The organism is Microbacterium sp. FW305-3-2-15-F-LB2, assembly GCF_058787255.1.
In genome coordinates this window covers 1,778,078-1,797,889 of sequence record NZ_JBYSZO010000001.1, presented here as the reverse complement: position 1 = coordinate 1,797,889, position 19,812 = coordinate 1,778,078, and the positions used below count along the sequence as shown (strand labels likewise).

18 protein-coding genes are annotated in these 19,812 nt (G+C 70.2%); 11 read left to right on the top strand and 7 right to left on the bottom strand.

Annotation, left to right across the window (positions count from 1 at the left end):
* Positions 1 to 4 precede the first annotated feature (4 nt).
* Both AC3WLZ_RS08705 and AC3WLZ_RS08700 read right to left on the bottom strand, forming a co-directional pair.
* Positions 5 to 685 carry a DedA family protein gene (locus AC3WLZ_RS08705; RefSeq protein ID WP_412924588.1) on the bottom strand — a complete coding sequence of 227 codons (681 nt, stop codon included), beginning with the start codon at positions 683 to 685 and terminating at the stop codon, positions 5 to 7.
* A 320-nt stretch (positions 686 to 1,005) separates the two neighbouring features.
* Positions 1,006 to 2,088, bottom strand: a complete 1,083-nt coding sequence (locus AC3WLZ_RS08700) for an IS110 family RNA-guided transposase (RefSeq protein ID WP_492469184.1) — start codon at positions 2,086 to 2,088, stop codon at positions 1,006 to 1,008.
* A gap of 113 nt (positions 2,089 to 2,201) precedes the next feature.
* On the opposite strand from AC3WLZ_RS08700, the gene pabB reads away from it, so the two are divergent.
* Together pabB and leuS are read left to right on the top strand one after the other, a co-directional pair.
* Complete coding sequence (gene pabB / locus AC3WLZ_RS08695; protein WP_492469762.1) at positions 2,202 to 3,452, top strand: aminodeoxychorismate synthase component I; 1,251 nt, start codon at positions 2,202 to 2,204, stop codon at positions 3,450 to 3,452.
* A 91-nt stretch (positions 3,453 to 3,543) separates the two neighbouring features.
* Positions 3,544 to 6,120 carry a leucine--tRNA ligase gene (gene leuS / locus AC3WLZ_RS08690; RefSeq protein WP_492469761.1) on the top strand — a complete coding sequence of 859 codons (2,577 nt, stop codon included), beginning with the start codon at positions 3,544 to 3,546 and terminating at the stop codon, positions 6,118 to 6,120.
* Between the two features lie 63 nt (positions 6,121 to 6,183).
* Here leuS and AC3WLZ_RS08685 read toward each other — a convergent pair whose 3' ends face one another.
* On the bottom strand, positions 6,184 to 6,336 hold the full coding sequence (locus tag AC3WLZ_RS08685) for a hypothetical protein (RefSeq protein WP_492469760.1): 153 nt from the start codon (positions 6,334 to 6,336) through the stop codon (positions 6,184 to 6,186).
* Positions 6,337 to 6,444: 108 nt separating this feature from the next.
* Between AC3WLZ_RS08685 and AC3WLZ_RS08680 the strand changes: the two genes are divergently transcribed.
* Positions 6,445 to 7,074: a helix-hairpin-helix domain-containing protein gene (locus AC3WLZ_RS08680; RefSeq protein WP_492469759.1), complete on the top strand. Its 630-nt coding sequence runs from the start codon at positions 6,445 to 6,447 to the stop codon at positions 7,072 to 7,074.
* Positions 7,071 to 9,377 carry a ComEC/Rec2 family competence protein gene (locus tag AC3WLZ_RS08675; RefSeq protein WP_492469758.1) on the top strand — a complete coding sequence of 769 codons (2,307 nt, stop codon included), beginning with the start codon at positions 7,071 to 7,073 and terminating at the stop codon, positions 9,375 to 9,377. Before AC3WLZ_RS08680 ends, AC3WLZ_RS08675 begins: the two co-directional genes overlap by 4 nt.
* Positions 9,378 to 9,421: 44 nt before the next feature.
* Here the strand turns inward: AC3WLZ_RS08675 and AC3WLZ_RS08670 are convergent, their stop codons facing one another.
* A complete protein-coding gene (locus tag AC3WLZ_RS08670; protein ID WP_492469757.1) occupies positions 9,422 to 9,775 on the bottom strand; it encodes a nuclear transport factor 2 family protein in 354 nt (117 codons plus the stop codon).
* 30 nt (positions 9,776 to 9,805) lie between these two features.
* Positions 9,806 to 10,609, bottom strand: a complete 804-nt coding sequence (locus AC3WLZ_RS08665; RefSeq protein ID WP_492469756.1) for an oxidoreductase — start codon at positions 10,607 to 10,609, stop codon at positions 9,806 to 9,808.
* A 57-nt stretch (positions 10,610 to 10,666) separates the two neighbouring features.
* Here AC3WLZ_RS08665 and AC3WLZ_RS08660 point away from each other — a divergent pair, with 57 nt between their 5' ends.
* Both AC3WLZ_RS08660 and holA read left to right on the top strand, forming a co-directional pair.
* Complete coding sequence (locus AC3WLZ_RS08660; RefSeq protein ID WP_492469755.1) at positions 10,667 to 11,179, top strand: winged helix-turn-helix transcriptional regulator; 513 nt, start codon at positions 10,667 to 10,669, stop codon at positions 11,177 to 11,179.
* Positions 11,180 to 11,233: 54 nt separating this feature from the next.
* Positions 11,234 to 12,271, top strand: a complete 1,038-nt coding sequence (holA, locus tag AC3WLZ_RS08655; RefSeq protein ID WP_492469754.1) for a DNA polymerase III subunit delta — start codon at positions 11,234 to 11,236, stop codon at positions 12,269 to 12,271.
* A 311-nt stretch (positions 12,272 to 12,582) separates the two neighbouring features.
* Here the strand turns inward: holA and rpsT are convergent, their stop codons facing one another.
* Both rpsT and AC3WLZ_RS08645 read right to left on the bottom strand, forming a co-directional pair.
* Complete coding sequence (gene rpsT / locus AC3WLZ_RS08650; protein ID WP_412924578.1) at positions 12,583 to 12,843, bottom strand: 30S ribosomal protein S20; 261 nt, start codon at positions 12,841 to 12,843, stop codon at positions 12,583 to 12,585.
* 118 nt (positions 12,844 to 12,961) lie between these two features.
* Positions 12,962 to 13,684, bottom strand: a complete 723-nt coding sequence (locus tag AC3WLZ_RS08645; protein ID WP_492469753.1) for an alpha/beta fold hydrolase — start codon at positions 13,682 to 13,684, stop codon at positions 12,962 to 12,964.
* A gap of 78 nt (positions 13,685 to 13,762) precedes the next feature.
* Here AC3WLZ_RS08645 and lepA point away from each other — a divergent pair, with 78 nt between their 5' ends.
* The 5 genes from lepA to dnaJ all read left to right on the top strand — a co-directional run bounded on the left by lepA (position 13,763) and on the right by dnaJ (position 19,810).
* A complete protein-coding gene (lepA, locus tag AC3WLZ_RS08640) occupies positions 13,763 to 15,607 on the top strand; it encodes a translation elongation factor 4 (protein WP_492469752.1) in 1,845 nt (614 codons plus the stop codon).
* A 44-nt stretch (positions 15,608 to 15,651) separates the two neighbouring features.
* Positions 15,652 to 16,296, top strand: coding sequence for a DUF1990 domain-containing protein (locus tag AC3WLZ_RS08635; RefSeq protein WP_492469751.1), 645 nt, complete (start codon positions 15,652 to 15,654; stop codon positions 16,294 to 16,296).
* The gene (gene hemW / locus AC3WLZ_RS08630) at positions 16,296 to 17,513 is read left to right on the top strand and encodes a radical SAM family heme chaperone HemW (protein ID WP_412924573.1); all 1,218 of its coding nucleotides are present in this window, start codon (positions 16,296 to 16,298) and stop codon (positions 17,511 to 17,513) included. The genes AC3WLZ_RS08635 and hemW overlap by 1 nt, the downstream gene beginning before the upstream one ends.
* A gap of 81 nt (positions 17,514 to 17,594) precedes the next feature.
* Positions 17,595 to 18,635, top strand: a complete 1,041-nt coding sequence (gene hrcA, locus AC3WLZ_RS08625) for a heat-inducible transcriptional repressor HrcA (protein WP_412924572.1) — start codon at positions 17,595 to 17,597, stop codon at positions 18,633 to 18,635.
* A 53-nt stretch (positions 18,636 to 18,688) separates the two neighbouring features.
* Entirely contained in the window at positions 18,689 to 19,810 is a 1,122-nt protein-coding gene (gene dnaJ / locus AC3WLZ_RS08620) for a molecular chaperone DnaJ (RefSeq protein WP_492469750.1), read from the top strand.
* Positions 19,811 to 19,812 lie beyond the last annotated feature (2 nt).

Here is a 19,812-nt window from a genome sequence, read left to right as displayed (position 1 = left end):
CCCCTCAGTCTTTCACGTCGTCGCCCGCCGGTTCGAGGGTGTCGTGTTCTTCGGCGAGGTGGCGGCGCTCGATGCGCTCGAGCACCTTCTTGCCGACGTAGACCAGGATCAGGAAGACGACGATGATCCCGACGAAGACGTATCCGGCGTAGTGGATCTGGTCGGCGAGTTCGCGGTAGGTGCCCGCGGCGGTGGCGGCGACCGTGATGTAGAGGCTCGCCCAGACGATGCACGCGGGGGCCGTCCAGGCCAGGAAGCGCCGGTAGCGATAGCCGGCCATCCCGACCGTGAGCGGCACCAGGGAGTGCAGCACCGGAAGAAAGCGCGACAGGAAGATCGCGGGGCCGCCGCGGCGGCGGAGATAGCGGTCGGCGCGTTCCCAGTTGCGGTCGCCGAGTTTCTGCCCGAGGCGCGAGGCGCGGATGCGCGGCCCGAAGTACCGGCCGAGCCAGAATCCGAGGCTCTCGCCGACGAGGGACCCGATCACGACGGCCACGCCGAGCAGAACGCCGTCGAGCGGTGAGGAAATCGCGGTCCCCGAGACGATCACGACGGTGTCGCCGGGAACGATCAGACCGACGAGCACGCTCGTCTCGAGCATCATGGCGAGTCCGGCCACGAGCGTGCGCACCACGGGATCGACGTTCTGGACGACGTCGAGCAGCCACGTGAGGATCTCGTTCACCTCGCTCAGCCTAGGGCCGTCGACGCGCCCTGATATGGGAGTGGGGTTTGTCAAGGGGCAGGGGTGAGCGGACGCCGTGCCCGTCGGCTGCGGCGTCCGCTCGTTCCGGTCGTGTCGGGTGGTGACGCGCGTGTCGTGTTCGACGCGTTGTCACTCTGATATGCGCGGGTTGGTTACCGCATGACGGCTTGTTCGGCGGGGCGTTCACGCGAGTCTAGAGATCGAGCGTGGCCTGCTGGGCGGGTTGCTCATAGGGCGTGTCGCGAGTCGCCCGGACGCTGCCGTCACCACCGTCGGCGGCCGGAAGCTCAGGGCCGGGGTCAGGTCATGACGGCCAGGGACCAGCACCAGCCGGCCAGCTCGCGGGCGATCGCGGCGTTGGCGACGACGCTGCGCTTCCTGCGCGCCTGGAACCTGACCCACCGGTCGTGCAGACGCTGGTTGCCGGCATGCCCGCGGGCTCTCGCCTGGGCGCTGGCCCGGTCCCAGCGGGCGCGCATGACCGGTGAGGTGGGACGGTAGACGGGGCGGTGATGCCAGGCCGCTTCGATCAGCAGGCGACGGGCGTGGCTGTTGCCGGTCTTGGTGATCCCGCCCAGTGCGCGAGACGCGCCGGAGGAGGACTCTGACGGGGTCAGCCCGACATAGGCGCCGATGCGGTGCCCGTCCAGCCGGGTCCAGTCGCCGATCTCGACCGCGAGAGCGAAGCCGGTCAGCGTGGACACTCCGCGCAGGCAGCAGAGCCTGTTCACGACGTCGGTGAACTCGCTGTCCGCGGCCATGCGTGCGATCGCCGCGTCGAGTCGGTCACGGCGGTCGACGGCCTGGATCATCGCCTCGTAGGCAGCGTCGAACGCGGCCTGCAACCCGACCAGCTCAAACCGCTGGGATCGCAGCCACCCGTCGTGCGCGACGGTCCATGCCTTCCCGCCCGAGTACTGGATTCCCTGCCGCAGCAGCAGCTTGCTGACCCGGTGACGGGCGGACATCAGATCCCCGCGGGCATCCTCCCGAGCCCGCACCAGATCCCGGGCCGACTCCGCCTCGATGCTCGGGACCACCACCTCGACGACCTCGCCCAACCGCAGCAGCCGAGCCAGATGCACCGCATCCCGCGCGTCGGTCTTCACCCGGTCGCCCACCGGGCGCTGCAGCTTCGACGGAGCCGCGACCACGCACCGCGCTCCGGCAGCCGTGAGAGCGCGCGCCAACCCGAATCCGGTCGGCCCCGCCTCGTAGGTCGCAGCGACCGGCCCCGGAAGACCCGTCACCCAGGCGACGATCTCCTCGATGTCGGAACCCATGCGTCGCTGCACGAGCTCCCCGGTTCGCTCATCGATCGCGGCTGCGACCACGCTTCGCGCGTGCACATCCAGCCCGACACTCGTACGCTCAGATATCAACTGGGGCCTCCCTCACGTATGTGGCTCGGCAAGCCGGAACACCGGCCCGCAACCCACGGTCTACGCGAGTGGAGGCCCCAGGCTCAACCACTCATAGCGTCTAGCCTGGGAGCGTGCCGCGCTCTGTCTCCACGGTCGCCCTGCCGCGCTGGCAGGAGCCCGACGATGTCTTCGCCGCGCTGTTCACGGACGCCCCGCACGCCTTCTGGCTCGACGCCGGAGCCGAGGCCGAGACCGGCTGGAGCTTCCTCGGGACGGGTCACCGCGCCGCGGCGGACGCACCCTTGGCGAGGGATGCCACGACCCCCGCTCCCGTCCCCGACGACGCGCCCGCGTTCCGCGGCGGATGGGTGGGCTGGATCTCCTACGAGGGTGTCTCCGCATGGCTGCGCGTCGACGAACTGCTCGCGTTCGATCACGCCGCGCGCCGAGTCTGGGCCGTCTCCGTGACGGACTCCGCCGCGGCCCTCGCCACCGCCGCGGCCGACGTGCCGACTGCCCCGGCCCCGCCCGAAGCGCCGCCGCGGGGGATGGCATCCGCCCGCCATACGCCGGAGGAATACGCCGCGCTCATCGCCGCCTGCCGGGAGCGGATCGCCGATGGCGACGCGTACCAGCTCTGCCTCACCACGCGATTCACCCTCCCGGGACCCACCGACGCTCTCGCGGCCTTCCGTCGGCTCCGCCGGGGTGCCTCGTCGCACCACGCCGGCTTCCTCCGCATCGGCGACACAGCGCTCGTGAGCGCGTCGCCCGAGCGCTTCCTCGAGGTCCGTCACGGCCGCGTGCACACGCACCCGATCAAGGGCACGCGCCCCCGGCATCCGGATCCCGCTCGTGACACGGCCCTCGCCGAAGACCTGCGGACGGATGCCAAAGAACGCGCCGAGAACGTCATGATCGTCGACCTCATGCGCAACGACCTCTCGCGGGTCTGCGAACCGTCGTCGGTGGGTGTGGACCGTCTGCTCGAGGTCGAGACGTACCCCACGGTGCACCAGCTCGTGAGCGAGGTGTCGGGGACCCTGCGGGCCGGAACGACGATCCGCGACCTGCTCGACGCCGCCTTCCCCGCCGGGAGTATGACGGGTGCCCCCAAGGCGTCGGCGATGGAGATCCTGGCCGAGCTCGAGGGCGCCCCGCGCGGCGTCTACTCGGGCGCGTTCGGGTGGATCGGCGACGACGGCGCGGCCGATCTCGCGATGGTCATCCGCAGCATCGTCGTGGAACCGGATGCCACCTGGGTCGGCGCCGGCGGAGGGATCACGTGGCGGTCGGTGGCGGCATCCGAGGTGGCCGAGGTGGGGATCAAGGCGCGTGCTCCGCTGGCGGCGGTGGGCGCCGTCGTCCCTCCCGGATGGTGAGGGCCCGGGACCGCCGGAAGGTGCCGCGCGTGGTCCGGTAGCCTGGACGTTGGCCCTCGTGGCCTCCCGACTTTCACGATTGGTCTCACCCGTGTCACAGAACCCCTCTCCCGCGCCGTCCGCCGACGGAGGCTTCGACCCTCACGAGATCCAGGCGAAGTGGCAGCAGGCGTGGGCCGAGAAAGACCCGTTCCGCGCCGGCGGTGACGCCGACACGCGTCCGCGCAAGTACGTGCTCGCGATGTTCCCGTACCCCTCGGGCGACCTCCACATGGGGCACGCCGAGAACTACCTCTATTCCGACATCGTCGCCCGCTTCTGGCGCCACCGCGGCTACAACGTCCTCAACCCCATCGGGTGGGACTCGTTCGGCCTTCCCGCCGAGAACGCCGCGATCAAGCGCGGCGCCGACCCGGTCGAGTGGACCTACGCGAACATCGCGCAGCAGAAGGAGAGCCTGAAGGACTACGGCGTCTCGTTCGACTGGAGCCGCGTGCTGCACACGAGCGACCCCGAGTACTACCGCTGGAACCAGTGGCTGTTCCAGAAGCTGTACGAGAAGGGCCTGGCGTACCGCAAGGACGCCCTGGTCAACTGGGACCCCGTGGACCAGACCGTGCTCGCGAACGAGCAGGTGCTGCCGGACGGCACGAGCGAGCGCAGCGGCGCCGTCGTGGTGAAGAAGAAGCTGACGCAGTGGTTCCTGCGCATCACCGACTACGCCGACCGCCTGCTCGACGACCTCAACCAGCTCGAGGGCTTCTGGCCGAGCAAGGTCATCCAGATGCAGCGCAACTGGATCGGCCGTTCGATCGGTGCCGACATCGAGTTCGAGATCGAGGGTCGCGACGAGAAGATCACGGTCTTCTCCACCCGCCCCGACACCCTGCACGGCGCGACGTTCTTCGTCGTGGCCCCCGAGTCCGACCTCGCGGCCGAGCTCGCGGCATCCGCCGACATCGAGGTGCGGCAGAAGTTCCAGGCCTACCTCGCCGAGGTGCAGCGCGCGACCGACATCGAACGGCAGGCCACCGACCGTCCGAAGACCGGCGTGTTCCTGGGCCACTACGCGATCAACCCGATCAACGGCGAAAGGCTGCCGATCTGGGCAGCCGACTACGTGCTGGCCGACTACGGTCACGGCGCCGTCATGGCGGTTCCCGCCCATGACCAGCGCGACCTCGACTTCGCGCGGGCGTTCGACCTGCCGGTGAAGGTCGTCGTCGACACCAACGCCCCCGTCACGGGCGCCATCCCCGTCATCGAGGTCGACGAGGACGGCGTTCCGATCGATCCGCTGGGCGACGTCGACGATCTCGACCCCGTCAAGACCGGCATCGCGCTGACCGGCGAGGGCCGCATGATCAACTCGGGATCGCTCAACGGCCTGTCCAAGCGCAACGCGATCGCGCGCATGATCGACGAGCTCCAGACGAGGGGCGTCGGACGGGCGGCCAAGACCTACCGCCTCCGTGACTGGCTCATCTCGCGCCAGCGCTACTGGGGGACGCCCATCCCGATGTTGCACGCCCAGGACGGCACGATCGTGCCCGTCCCCGAGGACGAGCTGCCCGTCGTGCTGCCCTCGGTCGAGGGTCTCGATCTCAAGCCCAAGGGGTCGTCGCCGCTGGGGGCCGCGACGGAGTGGGTGGAGGTCACCGACCCCGAGACGGGGCAGACGATGCTGCGCGACCCCGACACGATGGACACATTCGTCGACAGCTCGTGGTACTTCCTGCGCTTCCTTTCGCCGAACGACCCGAACGAGGCGTTCTCCCTCGGGGAAGCCCGCAAGTGGGGCCCCGTCGACTTCTACATCGGCGGTGTCGAGCACGCGATCCTGCACCTGCTGTACGCCCGGTTCATCACGAAGGCGCTGTTCGACATGGGTCTGGTGGAGTTCACCGAGCCGTTCTCGAGCCTGATCAACCAGGGCATGGTCATCCTCGACGGCTCGAAGATGTCGAAGAGCAAGGGAAACCTCGTTCTCTTCCAGGAGGAGCTCGACGCCCACGGCGCCGACGCGCTGCGTGTGGCACTGGCGTTCGCCGGCCCCGTCGAGGACGACAAGGACTGGAACGACGTCTCGACCACGGGTGCGGCGAAGTTCCTCGCCCGCGCCCTGCGCATCGCGCACGACGTCGACAGCGAGACCGACGTGGTGTGGGCCGAGGGCGACACGGCGCTGCGCCGCGTGACGCACCGCCTCCTGGCCGAGGCGCCGAACCTCGTCGAGCAGACGAAGTTCAACGTCGTCGTCGCGCGCCTCATGGAGTTGGTCAACGCCACGCGTAAGGCGATCGACGGCGCGGCCGGCGCGAGCGACCCCGCCGTCCGCGAGGCGGCCGAGGTCATCGCGATGACCCTCGACCTGTTCGCCCCGCACACCGCGGAAGAGATGTGGCAGACGCTCGGCTACGACGGTTTCGTCGGCCTCGCGACCTGGCGTCAGGCCGACCCGACGCTGCTCGTCGAAGACACCGTGACCGCGGTCGTGCAGATCGACGGCAAGGTGCGTGGCACGCTCGAGGTCTCGGCCAAGATCGGTGCCGACGACCTCGAGGCCGCCGCCCGCGCCGACGAGAAGGTGCGCCGAGCCCTCGGTGACCGCGAGATCGTACGCGCGGTCGTGCGTCCGCCGAAGGTGGTCAGCTTCTCGACGAAGTAGTTCTTCGTTCCGGATGCCACGTCCCCGGCGCTCTGCGGAGCGCGGGGGCGTGGCATCCGTCGTTCACCGGCGGACGAGCGCGTCCCCGCCACGCGCGGCCGACACCGCCGCGAGGACGGCGGCGACCGGCGGACCGAGCCGCGCCCGCGCGTTGACCCCGCGAGCGGCGTCGTCGGCGAGGGCGGCGAGGGTTGCGCGCCAGGCGTTCGCGTTCATCGCCACAGGCTCAGCGCCGGTCCTCCCCAGGGAGGGGATCGTTTCAGCTGTGCACCGTTGGGGCGTTGTGGCCCGCGCGACCTGCTCGCCCTTCCGTAGCGTCCTCGCGTGACCACGGCTCCGGATCCCGACACCGCCGTTGCGCGCCTCCATCCGCGCCGACGCCTCGGCGTCGGCGCGGTCATCGTGTTGGTGCTGGCCGCGTTCGCGGTGACCGTCGGGATCGGCATCTTCCGCGGAGCGACCGGCGCCGAGACCGTGACGACGTCGCCGACACCGAGCGGTGGTGTGAGCGCCGCTCCCGGTGCGGGGGTGTACGTGCACGTCGCCGGCGCCGTGCGTGCGGCCGGCCTCTACCGGCTCGAGGTCGGAGATCGAGTCGCGGATGCCATCGCCCACGCGGGCGGGTTCGCCGAGGATGCCGCCCGCGACGGGGTGAACCTCGCCCGCGAGGTGACCGATGGGGAACAGATCGTGGTGCCGGTCGTGGGCGCTGAGCCCGCGACCGCGGGCCCGGGCGCGACCGTCGGCGGGGGAGCGGCGTCCGGCCCCCTCGACCTCAACACTGCGACGAGGGAGCAACTCGACGCGCTCCCTCGGATCGGTCCGGCGCTGGCGGACCGCATCCTCGCGTGGCGGGAGCAGAACGGCCGCTTCACCAGCGTCGACGACCTCGGGTCGGTTCCCGGCATCGGTGACAAGATGCTCGCGAGCCTTCGCGACCTGGTGCGCGTGTGAGCGAGCGACAGGGGCTCCGCCGACGCGCGTGGCGCCCGGTCGCCGTCGCTGCCGCGACCTGGATCGGCGCTGCCGTCGCAACGGCCGTGCCGATGGCGTGGATGGGGGTGGCCGGTCTCGCCGTCGCCGTCGGTATCGCGGCGGCCGCGTTCGCCCGCTTCCGCCATCCCACCGTGCTGGTTGCGACGGTCGCACTGGCTTCCGCGGCCGCGGCGGGAGGCACCGTCGCCTCGCTCGCGCCGACCCGTGAGGCGATCGACAATCTGGCGGTGAACGGGGGTCGCCATCTCCACGTGACGGCGACCGTGACAGGCCACATGTCGGGGAGCGCTGACGGCGGCGCGTGGTTCGATGCGACCGTGTCAGCGGTCTCGGCGGACGACACGACCGTACGCGGGGTGATCCCCGCCCGGATCGGTGTGGACATCGAAGGCCGCGAGCGCCTCTCCGTGGTGGGGCAGGGGAGCGAGGTGGTGCTCGTCGGCCGCGCGATCCCGGCAGACCCCGCCGAACGGGCTGTTCTGGTGCTGCGGGCGACCGACGTGGAGCGCGCGCCGCCGCCCGAGGGGGTGTGGGCCGTGTTCGAAGACCTGCGGGATGGACTCGTCGCATCCACACGCGGGCTGCCGCAGCCGGGTGCCGGGTTGATCCCGGGGTTGGCCGTGGGTGATACGTCGAGCCTCGACGCCGCGACCGAAGAGGCGATGAACGCGTCCTCGCTGTCGCACCTCACGGCGGTGTCCGGGGCCAATTGTGCCCTCGTGGTTGGTGCAGCGTTCGCGCTTCTCGCGGCGTGCGGTGCTCGGCGATGGGTCCGCGTCGTGGGCGCGCTGCTCGTGCTCACCGGGTTCGTCATCCTCGTCACACCGGAACCGAGTGTCGTGCGTGCCGCGGCGATGAGCGCGATCGGCATCCTGGCCCTCGGCTTCGGCAGACCGCTCGTTGGTATCGCGATACTGTCCGCGGCGGTGACCGGGCTGCTCATCGCGGATCCCTGGTTGTGCCGCTCCCTGGGCTTCGCGCTCTCGGCCGCCGCCACCGCGGCGTTGCTCGTCCTCGCCCGGCCGCTCGCCGACGGACTCGCGCGCGGGATGCCGAGACCCCTCGCTCTCGCCCTGGCGGTGCCGACGTCGGCGCAGCTCGTGTGCGGTCCGCTCATCGTGTTGATTGATCCGCATGTGCCTCTGCTCGGTATCGCCGCCAACCTGCTCGCTGACCCCGCCGCGGCGCCGGCGACGATTGCGGGGGCGCTCGCGTGCGTCGCACCCTTCCCCTGGCTACGCGACGGGCTGACAGCACTGGCGTGGATTCCGGCCGCCTGGATCGCCGGCGTCGCGCAGACGACGGCCTCCTTCGCGGCGCAGAATCTCCCCTGGCCGGACGGTCTCCCGGGCGCGGGCCTTCTCGCCGTGATGGGCGCTGCGATCGCGGTAGCGATAGCCCGTCCGAGCCGCGTGCCACGGCTGACCGCCATCGCGACGCTCCTCGTCGCCGGCGTAGTCGGTGCGATCGGTGGAACGAGCACGATCCGCACGGTCGCCGGCCCGCTCACCGTGCCGACCGGGTGGCAGGTGGCGATGTGCGACGTCGGGCAGGGGGATGCAACGCTGTGGCGGTCCGGGTCCTCTGTCGCGCTCGTCGACACCGGACCGGAACCCGAACCCCTCGCCGAGTGCCTCCGCACCTTCGGGATCGATCGCCTCGACCTCGTGGTCCTGACGCACTTCGATAAGGACCACGTCGGCGGCTCGGCCGCGATCCTGGGTCGCGCCGATGCCGTCGTGCACGGTCCGACCGGAGAGCCCGCCGACGAGCGACTGCTGGAGCGATACGCGGCCGGCGGCGCCCGGCTGATCGCCGCCGCAGTCGGGATGACGGGGGAGCTCGGCGACACCCGCTGGCAAGCTCTCGGCCCGCTGCCCGGGATGGAACCGGGCAACGACGCCAGCGTCGCGATCGACGTCACCGGTCCGGGATTTCCGCACACCGTGATGCTCGGCGATCTCGGAGCCGAACCTCAAGCCGCCCTCCTGCGCCGCATCGCCGTTCCACGCGTCGAGGTCGTCAAGGTCTCTCATCACGGCAGCGCCGACCAGGACCCGGAACTGTACCGCCGACTCCACGCCGACCTGGGACTCATCGGCGTCGGTGCGGACAACAGCTACGGGCATCCGACGGCTCGTCTGCTCGACATCCTGCAGCAGAACGGAACCGTGGCCGCCCGCACCGACCTCGATGGCGTCCTCGCGGTGTGGCACGACGGCGAGGGGCGACTGACGCTGTGGCGGCAGAGGGCGCCGTGAGTCCGGCTGTCCGCTGCGTCACCCGTCGCCGCTGTGGTGCGACCTCAGATCTCGATCACGAGACGCGCGATGAGTTCGTCCCGCAGATCGAAGCGATATCGGAGAACGACGGTACCGCCGGGGAAGTCACCGTCCAGCCGCACCTGCACGTCCGCGCGGTCGCCGTCGAGCACCCGCTGGCCGAGGCGGGTGCTCGTGTACGTGAACTCCGTCGACGAGGACGCGATCCACCGCGAGATCTCGTCGATCCCTCGATAGGTGCCGCCGTCGTCGAGGACGACCGCGTCCGGTGTGAAAGCATCAGCGGCGTCCGAGTGGCGCTGCTGGTCGCGAGCATCGAGATAGGCGAGCACCGGGGCGGGGAGGACGTTCGGATCGTACGGCGCGAAATCGGTCATGGTCATTCCTCTTCGTGAATCGTTCGGGGGTCAGATGGTTCGCAGGGTGCCGCCGTCGATGACGATGTCGGCACCGATGACGTTGGCCGCGGCGTCCGAGACAAGGAAAGCGATCGCTGCCGCGATCTCATCCGGCGTCGCGAAGCGCCCGGAGGGAACGCCGCCGAGCGCGGAGACCAGCGAGTCCCACGCGGCGTCTTCGTCGCAGTCATACTTCGCGGCGAGACGCCGAACGAGCGCATCGGCTCCCTCGGTCTGGATGCCGCCCGGCGAGACCGTGTTCACCCGGACCCCGTGGGGTGCCAGCTGGCCCGCGAGGCCCTTGCTGTATGCGCGCAGCGCCGCCTTCGCCGCGGCGTAGGCCAGAGTCCCGTCCCACAGCGGCATCCGTGCCTGGATCGAGGACACATGCACCACCGCTCCGCGTCCGGACGCGACCATGGCGGGGAGGAGCTCACGGTCCAGACGCACCGCGGAGAGCAGGTTCAGGTCGATCTCTCGCGCCCAGTCGGCCTCACCGAGAGCACCGAACCCACCCGAGGGGGAGTGGGATCCGCCCGCGACGTGGACGAGGACGTCGGGGGTTCCCTCCTCGAGGACCGTGCGCGCCGCCTCGCGGACCGCGTGAGCGTCGGTCACGTCCGCGGACACGAAGCGGACGTCGTCCATCACGACGGGCGTGCGACCGATCGCGGTGACCTGCATCCCGGCATCCTGCAGGCGACGAACCACCGCCGCACCGGTGCCCCTCGTGCCTCCGCTGACGACGGCCCGTCGCAGAGCAGGTCCGGGATCGGAGTCCGATCGAGTTACTTCTGAATTGACAGTCACCATGGCTGCTAGAGTAGCAGTCACTACCGCACCCCATCCGCGTCACCGGAGGAACCCCTCATGTCCGCACGCATCCGGGTCGAAGACCGCGAGTGCCCACTGTCGACGGCGATGTCGTACGTGGGCGAGTGGTGGACCATGCTGATCCTCCACGACTGCTTCGACGGGTACACCCGCTTCGATGAGTTCGAGGCGAACATCGGCCTCTCGTCGAGCATGCTCACCAAGCGGCTCAAGCTGCTCGTCGAGAACGGCATCCTCACGACGCGCGTGTACCAGGAGCGCCCCGTTCGGCACGAGTACGTGCTCACCGACTTCGGCCGATCGCTTCGGCCGATCCTCGTCGCGATGGCGGCATGGCGGAACGCGCAGCTGGCGCCCGCCGACCGCGCCATGGTCCTCGTCGACGTCACCACGGGCGAGGAGGTGGAGCCGGCGACGATCGATCCCCACACCGGCCTGTCCGTTTCGGATCCGCGATTCGCCTTCCGCGCCGGACCGGCCGCCGGTCCGCAGATGCGGGCTCGTTACGCCGCCCCGAAGACCCTCACCTCCACGGAGGCGAACGGCTGACCGCGTCCACCGATCCTCGGCATCCATGTCCGACCCGGTCGGTAGGCTGGGGGAGTGACCCCGGCCCCCCGACGCTCCGCCCCCGCGAAGGCGAAGTCGGCCATTCCGCAGATCGCCTGGCGCACCCCGCAGCCCGCGCCGATCGTGCTGATCTCCGGGCCCGAAGAAGTCTGCGCCGAGCGCGCGACCGCCGGCATCCGTGAGTTCCTCAAGAGCGAAGACCCGAGCCTCGAGGTCACCGACGTCCGCGCCGACGACTACACCGCCGGCACCCTGCTCGGCGTCACGTCACCGTCGCTGTTCGGCGAGCCCCGCCTCGTCCGTGTGGGTGGTGTCGAGAAGTGCTCCGACACCTTCCTCACCGAGGCGCTCGCCTACCTCGAACACCCGCAGGAGGGCGCGACGGTCGTCCTCCGCCACACCGGCGCGAGCGTCCGGGGCAAGAAACTCCTGGATGCCATCCGCGCCGGCCAGGGGAACGGCATCGAGATCGCCTGCCCTGCCGTCAAGCGCGACTCCGACCGCTTCGACTTCGCGGTCGGGGAGTTCAAGGCCGCGCAGAAGCGCATCGCCCCGGTCGCGCTGCGGTCCCTCGTCTCGGCGTTCGCCGACGACCTCACCGAGCTCGCGGCCGCGTGCCAACAGCTCATCGCCGACGTCCCGGGCGACATCGACGAGCGCACGGTCGAGCGCTACTACGGCGGCCGCGTCGAGACGTCCGCCTTCACGGTCGCCGACACGGCGATCGCCGGCCACTACGGACCCGCGCTCCTCGCGCTGCGGCACGCCCTGGCATCCGGTGCCGACCCCGTCCCGCTCGTCGCCGCCGTGGCGATGAAGCTGCGGACGATGGCGCGCGTGGCCGGCAACCGCGAGTCGTCGTCGGCGCTGGCTCAGCGCCTGGGCATGAAGGACTGGCAGGTCGACCGCGCCCGCCGCGACCTCGTCGGCTGGAGCGCCTCGACCCTGGGCATGGCGATCCACGCCACCGCCCGGGCGGACGCCGAGGTCAAGGGCGCCTCGCGCGACGCCGTCTTCGCGCTCGAGCGGATGATCACCATCATCGCCACCCGCCAGCCCTACGGCCGCTGACCTCGCGACCGCCGCACGACGCCGGCCGAGGCGCTCGAACGCCTCGGATACGCTGCCTGGGCGTCGTCGCCGCGGTCGGCCTTTCGCCTCTCTCGTCTCCGCGCGAGAGTCCTGGAGCGGAGGAGATTCGGGGAGCGGAGGACAGAAACCCTCGCACGCATCCTCCGCCCGCGGAATCTCCTCCGCTCCGGAACGCGTCCGCCGGCCGAACGCGCCGCCGCGCCGCCGCGCCGCCGCGCCGCGATCCTGCGACGCCCGGAAACGACGAAGCCCGCCCCGCGGTGCGGGACGGGCTGTCGAAAGGATGTGGCTCAGAGAGCGGCGACCTGCTTCGCGATGGCCGACTTGCGGTTCGCGGCCTGGTTCTGGTGGATGACACCCTTGCTCACGGCCTTGTCGAGCTTCTTACCGGCGACGACGAGGGCCTTCTCGGCGGCTTCCTTGTCACCGGCGAGGACGGCCTCGCGAGTGCGACGCACGTGCGTCTTCAGCTCGCTCTTGACGGCCTTGTTGCGCTCGCGCGCCTTCTCGTTGGTCTTGTTGCGCTTGATCTGCGACTTGATGTTCGCCACGTTCGACGGTCTTTCGTTTGAGTGAGTATGGAAATGCCGGGCGAGCGGTAGAGGGGCGCTGCACCGGCGGTCGTGGAGGTCGGGGAAAACCCCACACGCAAGCCAAGGACCGAGTCTATCAGGTCGAGGCTTCCACCGTGGTGAGCGCCACGTCCAGCACCGCGTTGAACACGCGCGGCCGCATCGCCGTCACGAGATGCGTCGTCCGCGGCACGACGATGAGCTCGGCGTCGCGCGCGACCGAGGTGAACAGCTTCTCGTTCACCCGCAGCTGATCCCACTGCCCGTTGACGAACCACAGCGGCACGGCGATGCGCCGGAGCGCCGCGAGCAGGTCGAGCACCGACAGGCTGCGCAACGCCGTGTCCTGCGCGTCGAAGGCGTACCCGCCCGCGCCGAAGTCTTCGCGGGTCTCGGGCGGCAGCGTGCGCTCGAGCACGTAGTTCGTCACGCGCATGCCGCGGTCGGGAAAGGCATCCAGCCGCCGCGCGAAGAAGCGGTACGCGGCGAGTCCCGCACCCCGGGGGATCGACGTGCAGGATGCCGCGACGAACGCGGCGACCGGCGGCGGATCCTCGCGGCCGACGTACTCGATCGACAGGAGGCCGCCCATGGAGTGCCCGACGAGCAGCACGGGACCGCGGGTCGCGGCATCCCGAACCGCCCGATCGATCGTCGCGAACGCCTCATCGAGGGTGAACGTCTCGCCACGGCGCGTCCCGTGCCCCGGCAGATCCACCGCCGTGACGGGGTTCCCGCGCTGCCGCAGATGCTCGACCTGGGCGCGCCACATCGTCGCGGACGTGCGGATGCCGTGCACCAACACGACCTGGACCGTCATGGCATCCACCCTACGAACGCCGCCTGTGCACCCACCCGGGACGGCGATGTCGGCCGCCGCCCGTAGAATCGACGGAACATGTCACCGCGCGCCCTGAAGCCCCTTGAGCCGTCCGCCACGCCGCCGGCGCAGATCCGCAACTTCTGCATCATCGCCCACATCGACCACGGCAAGTCGACGTTGGCCGACCGCATGCTGCAGATCACCGGCGTCGTCGCCGACCGCGACATGCGTGCGCAGTACCTCGACCGCATGGACATCGAGCGCGAGCGCGGCATCACGATCAAGTCGCAGGCCGTGCGGATGCCGTGGGCCGTCGGGGGCGAGACGTTCGCGCTCAACATGATCGACACGCCCGGCCACGTCGACTTCACGTACGAGGTCAGCCGATCGCTCGCCGCCTGCGAGGGCGCGATCCTCCTCGTCGACGCCGCGCAGGGCATCGAGGCGCAGACGCTCGCGAACCTCTACCTCGCGCTCGAGAACGATCTGACGATCATCCCGGTGCTGAACAAGATCGACCTTCCGGCGGCCGACCCCGACAAGTACGCGGCCGAACTCGCGGGTCTCATCGGCGGCAAGCCGGAAGACGTCCTCCGCGTGAGCGGCAAGACGGGTATGGGCGTCGAAGACCTGCTCGACCTCATCGTCGAGAAGATCCCGGCCCCGGTGGGCAAGGCCGATGCTCCCGCCCGCGCCATGATCTTCGATTCCGTCTACGACGCGTACCGCGGTGTCGTGACGTACGTCCGCATGGTCGACGGCGCGCTGTCGCCGCGCGAGCGGATCCAGATGATGTCGACCACCGCGACGCACGAACTGCTCGAGATCGGCGTCTCCAGCCCCGAGCCGGTACCCACGAAGGGTCTCGGCGTCGGCGAGGTCGGTTACCTCATCACCGGTGTGAAGGACGTTCGGCAGTCCAAGGTCGGCGACACGATCACCAACCACCGCAAGCCCGCCACCGAAGCCCTCGCCGGGTACACCGACCCGAAGCCCATGGTCTTCTCGGGCATCTACCCGATCGACGGCAGCGACTACGCCGAGCTGCGCGAGGCCCTCGACAAGCTCAAGCTCTCGGACGCCTCGCTGCAGTACGAGCCCGAGACCTCGGTCGCCCTGGGCTTCGGCTTCCGCGCCGGCTTCCTGGGGCTGCTGCACCTCGAGATCATCACCGAGCGCCTCTCGCGCGAGTTCGGCCTCGACCTCATCACCACCGCCCCGTCGGTGACGTACGAGGTCACCACCGACACCGGTGAGACCGTGTCGGTCACCAACCCGAGCGAGTACCCCGACGGACGCGTCGCCGAGGTGTCCGAGCCGATCGTCAAGGCCGGCATCCTGCTGCCGAAGGACTACGTCGGCACGGTCATGGAGCTGTGCCAGTCGCGCCGCGGAACCCTCCTCGGCATGGACTACCTCAGCGAAGACCGCGTCGAGCTGCGCTACAACATGCCCCTCGGCGAGATCGTCTTCGACTTCTTCGACCACCTCAAGAGCCGCACGCAGGGCTATGCAAGCCTCGACTACGAGCCCGCCGGCCAGCAGACCGCCGATCTGGTGAAGGTCGACATCCTGCTGCAGGGCGAGAAGGTGGATGCCTTCAGCTCGATCGTCCACCGCGAGAAGGCGTACAGCTACGGCACGATGATGACCGAGCGCCTGCGCAAGCTCATCCCGCGCCAGCAGTTCGAGGTACCCATCCAGGCCGCGATCGGCGCGCGGATCATCGCGCGCGAGAACATCCGCGCGATCCGCAAGGACGTCCTCGCCAAGTGCTACGGCGGTGACATCACCCGCAAGCGCAAGCTGCTCGAGAAGCAGAAAGAGGGCAAGAAGCGCATGAAGATGGTGGGCCGGGTCGAGGTGCCGCAGGAGGCGTTCATCGCCGCCCTTTCCGGCGACGTCGAGACCAAGAAGTAGCGACGCCCATCGTCCTCCCATCCGCGCAGAGGAGACTGGAAACTATGCGCCGGCAGAACTTCACCGACGACACCGTCGACTATGCGGCCGTCGGCGCCACGCAGGCGCACGACCTCATGCAGTACCCGCCCGAACATTCGGTTCCCGCTGAGGACTCCTGGCGAATCGGCAGCGGCGAGGAGCGGTTCACCGCCGCCGGCGAGCTGCTGCTGTCGTGGGCACCGTTGCGCTCGGAGGAGCTGAGCATCAGCGACGTGCGTCCGGCGACCGACGGGGGATACTCCGGTGTCGGCTTCGACGCCGAGGGTGCCCCGATCGCTCCCAGCCGCGTCGCCTCGGAGCAGCGATTCGCCGCCGACGGCACGCCGTTCGTCAGCCCCGGGTCGAGTGTGCGTCTGCACGGCAAGGTCGACGGTCACCGCGCCGACGCGCATCTGCGCGTGATCTCGGTGTTCGAAGAACCTCGCCGCGTCGGCTTCATCCTCGGCACGGTCGGTCATTCGATCGTCAGCGGCGAGGAACTGTTCGCCGTCGAATGGCGCGACAACGACGAGGTGTGGTTCGTGGTCCGGGCGTTCGACCGACCCACCGCCCCGTCGTACCGGGTGTTCATCGGACTCGTGAACCGGCGCCGCCGTGCGCTCTTCCAGCGCTACCTCCGGGCGATCTCGCCGCTATACACATCCTGATGGGCGGACCACTGCCGCTCGGCGATGCGGCGCCCGTCGACGGGCGCCTGCCCGAAGACCTGCCGATCGACCCGACGGCCGATTTCGGCGTCTACCTGCACGTCCCGTTCTGCCGGGTCCGCTGCGGCTACTGCGACTTCAACACGTACACCTCGAGCGAATTGCGCGGTGCGCGGCAGGAAGACTTCGCCGACACGCTCGCGGCCGAAGTGCGCCTGGCCGGGACGGTCATGGATGCCGCGGGCGCCCGGCGGGCGGCATCCACCGTCTTCTTCGGGGGCGGCACCCCGACCTTGCTGCCGCCGGGCGACCTCGCGCGGATGCTCGACGCGGTGCGCGACGAGTTCGGCATCCGAGACGGCGCAGAGGTGACGGTCGAAGCCAATCCCGACACGGTGGACGACCGCGTCGCGGCGACGCTCGCCGAGGCCGGTGTGACCCGCCTGTCGATCGGGATGCAGTCCGCCCAGCCGCACGTGCTCGCCGTGCTCGACCGCACGCACGATCCTCGCAACGTCGCCACGGCGGTGGCGTCGGCGCGAACCGCCGGACTCGACGTCTCGCTCGACCTGATCTACGGGGCACCGGGGGAGTCGCTCGACGACTGGCGCGCGTCGCTCGAGACGGCGATCGCTCTGCGCCCGGACCACATCTCCGCGTACGCGCTGATCGTGGAGGACGGCACGAAGCTCGCGCGACAGATCCGCTCCGGGGTCGTCGCCGAGCCCTCCGACGACCTTCAGGCCGACATGTACGAGTTGGCCGACGATCTGCTCGCCGGCGCCGGGTACGACTGGTACGAGGTGTCCAACTGGGCGACCGACGGCGCGCACCGCTCGCGCCACAACCTCGCCTACTGGCGCGGCACCGATTGGTGGGGTTTCGGACCCGGCGCGCACAGCCATGTCGCGGGCCTCCGCTGGTGGAACGTCAAACATCCCGCGGCCTACGCGCAGCGTCTGGCGGCGGCCGAGTCGCCCGCGGCGGCCCGGGAACGTCCGGATGACACCGCGCGACGCCTCGAGTCCGTCCTGCTCCGCAGCCGCATCCGCGACGGTCTGCCGGTATCCGAACTGCTCGGCGAGGGCCGGAAGGCCGTGGCATCCCTCATCGCCGATGGCCTCGTCGACGGAGCGGATGCCGTCCGCGGGCGCATCGTGCTGACCCGCCGGGGTCGGCTGCTCGCCGACGCCGTCGTCCGGGCCCTCACCGCCTGAGCGCGCTTCCGACTCACCGCCGGGCGGGTGTTCTAGAATTGGCACTCAGGAGTCCGGAGTGCCAGAAGGAGGGAGCCCGCCATGGTGTCCGAACGCGGCTTGCAGGTGCTCCGCGCCATCGTCCAGGACTACGTCGACACGCGCGAACCCGTCGGCAGCAAGGCCATCGTCGAGAGGCACGCCTTCGGGGTCTCCGCGGCGACGATCCGCAACGACATGGCACAGCTCGAAGACGAAGACCTGATCATCGCGCCGCACACCTCCTCCGGACGGGTGCCGACCGACAAGGGGTACCGCGTCTTCGTCGACCACCTGGCCGAGTTGAGGCCGTTGTCGACGGCCCAGCGCAGCGCGATCACTTCGTTCCTCGACGAGGCCGGTGACCTCGACGATCTCCTGGCGCGCACGGTCCGGGCGCTCACGCAGCTGACCGGTCAGGTCGCGATCGTGCAGTACCCCTCGTTCGCCCGGGCGAACCTCTCCCACGTGGAACTCGTGGCCCTCGGCGGCCCTCGCGTGCTCGTCATCCTCGTGACCGACACGGGGCGTGTCTCGCAACGCATCGCGCTCGTGCCCGTCGAGCCGACGGAGGGCGACATCGTGCAGCTGCGCGCCCGCGTGGGCGCCCTCTTGGTCGGCCGGAGCGTCGCGGACTGCGCGCAGGCGGTGGCCGCCGCGACCGTCGACGGCCCCCGGCCCGGCATCGCCGTCGACCTCATCTCCGACGCCGTCCTCCGGGTGGTGGGCGAAGAGCTCGACGAGTTCCGCCAGGACCGCCTCGTCATGGCGGGCGCGGCGACCCTCGCCAAACGCGAGTCCGACTTCCGCGGCAGTATCTATCCGCTCCTCGAGGCGATCGAGGAGCAGGTGACCCTGCTGCGGCTCATGAGCGAGATGGTCGCCGACGAGCAGGGTCTGTCGGCCAGCATCGGCCGCGAGAACGAACCGTTCGGTCTCGTCGAGGCATCCGTTCTCGCCAGCCGGTACGACGGTACCGCCGGCGGTGCGCGGGTGGGCCTTCTGGGTCCGACGCGCATGGACTACTCCTCCAACCTCGCGGCGGTCCGCGCCGTCGCGCACTATCTGACCCGGATGCTCGAAGACGACGACAACGCTCGTTGACGAGACCCGCACCGAATCTGATCGACCCCGCGTGAGCGGGCAGGAAGGCGATTGTGGCTGACCACTACGAGGTCCTCGGCGTCGCGCGCGACGCCAGCCCCGACGACATCAAGCGCGCGTATCGGCGTCTGGCGCGCGAGCTCCACCCCGACGTCAACCCGGGCGCGGACGCGTCCGAGCGCTTCAAGCTCGTCACCCATGCCTACGACGTGCTGAGCGACCCCGAGCAGCGCCGCCGCTACGACATGGGCGGCGACCAGAGCCCATTCGGCGGTGGGGGAGCGGCGGGCTTCGGCGGCTTCAGCGACATCTTCGAAACGTTCTTCGGCGGAGCACAGGGCGGCGGTGGCCGCGGCCCCCGGCCCCGGTCGCGTCGGGAGCGCGGACAGGATGCGCTCGTGCGCGTCTCGCTGCAGCTCGGCGACGTCGTGTTCGGCGTCCACCGCGACCTCGAGGTCGACACGGCCGTCCTCTGCGAGACGTGTCAGGGCGCGTGCACGCAGCCGGGCACGAGCGAAGTCACCTGCGACATCTGTCACGGCTCCGGTCACGTGCAGCGCACGGTCCGCAGCCTCCTCGGCAACGTCGTGACCAGCCAGCCCTGCAGCGTGTGCCAGGGGTACGGAACGACGATCCCGTACCCATGCGGAACGTGCCAGGGCCAGGGTCGTGTCCGTGCCCGCCGTACCGTGTCGGTCGACATCCCCGCGGGCGTCGAGACGGGTCTGCGCCTCCAGCTCCCCGGGTCGGGCGAGGTCGGCCCCGCGGGTGGTCCCAACGGTGACCTGTACCTCGAGATCACCGTCGAATCGCACGACTCGTTCAGCCGCGAGGGCGACGACCTCGTCGCGACCCTCGAGGTGTCGATGCCGGATGCCATCCTCGGCGCGACCACGACGATCGAGTCGCTCGACGGCAGCGTCGACCTCGAGGTGCGGGCGGGCGTGCAGTCCGGTGACGTGCTGACGATCAAGGGCCGCGGCATCACGCCGCTGCGGGGCAGTCAGCGCGGTGACCTCAAGGTGGGCGTGCACGTGGTGACCCCGACGCGATTGGATCACAAGGAACGCGCGCTCATCGAGGAATTCGCCAAGCGCACGAAGGCCCCTGCGCCCCGGCTGGCCGAACACCAGCAGGGGATGTTCTCGAAGTTCCGCGACCGCTTCCGGCACTGATC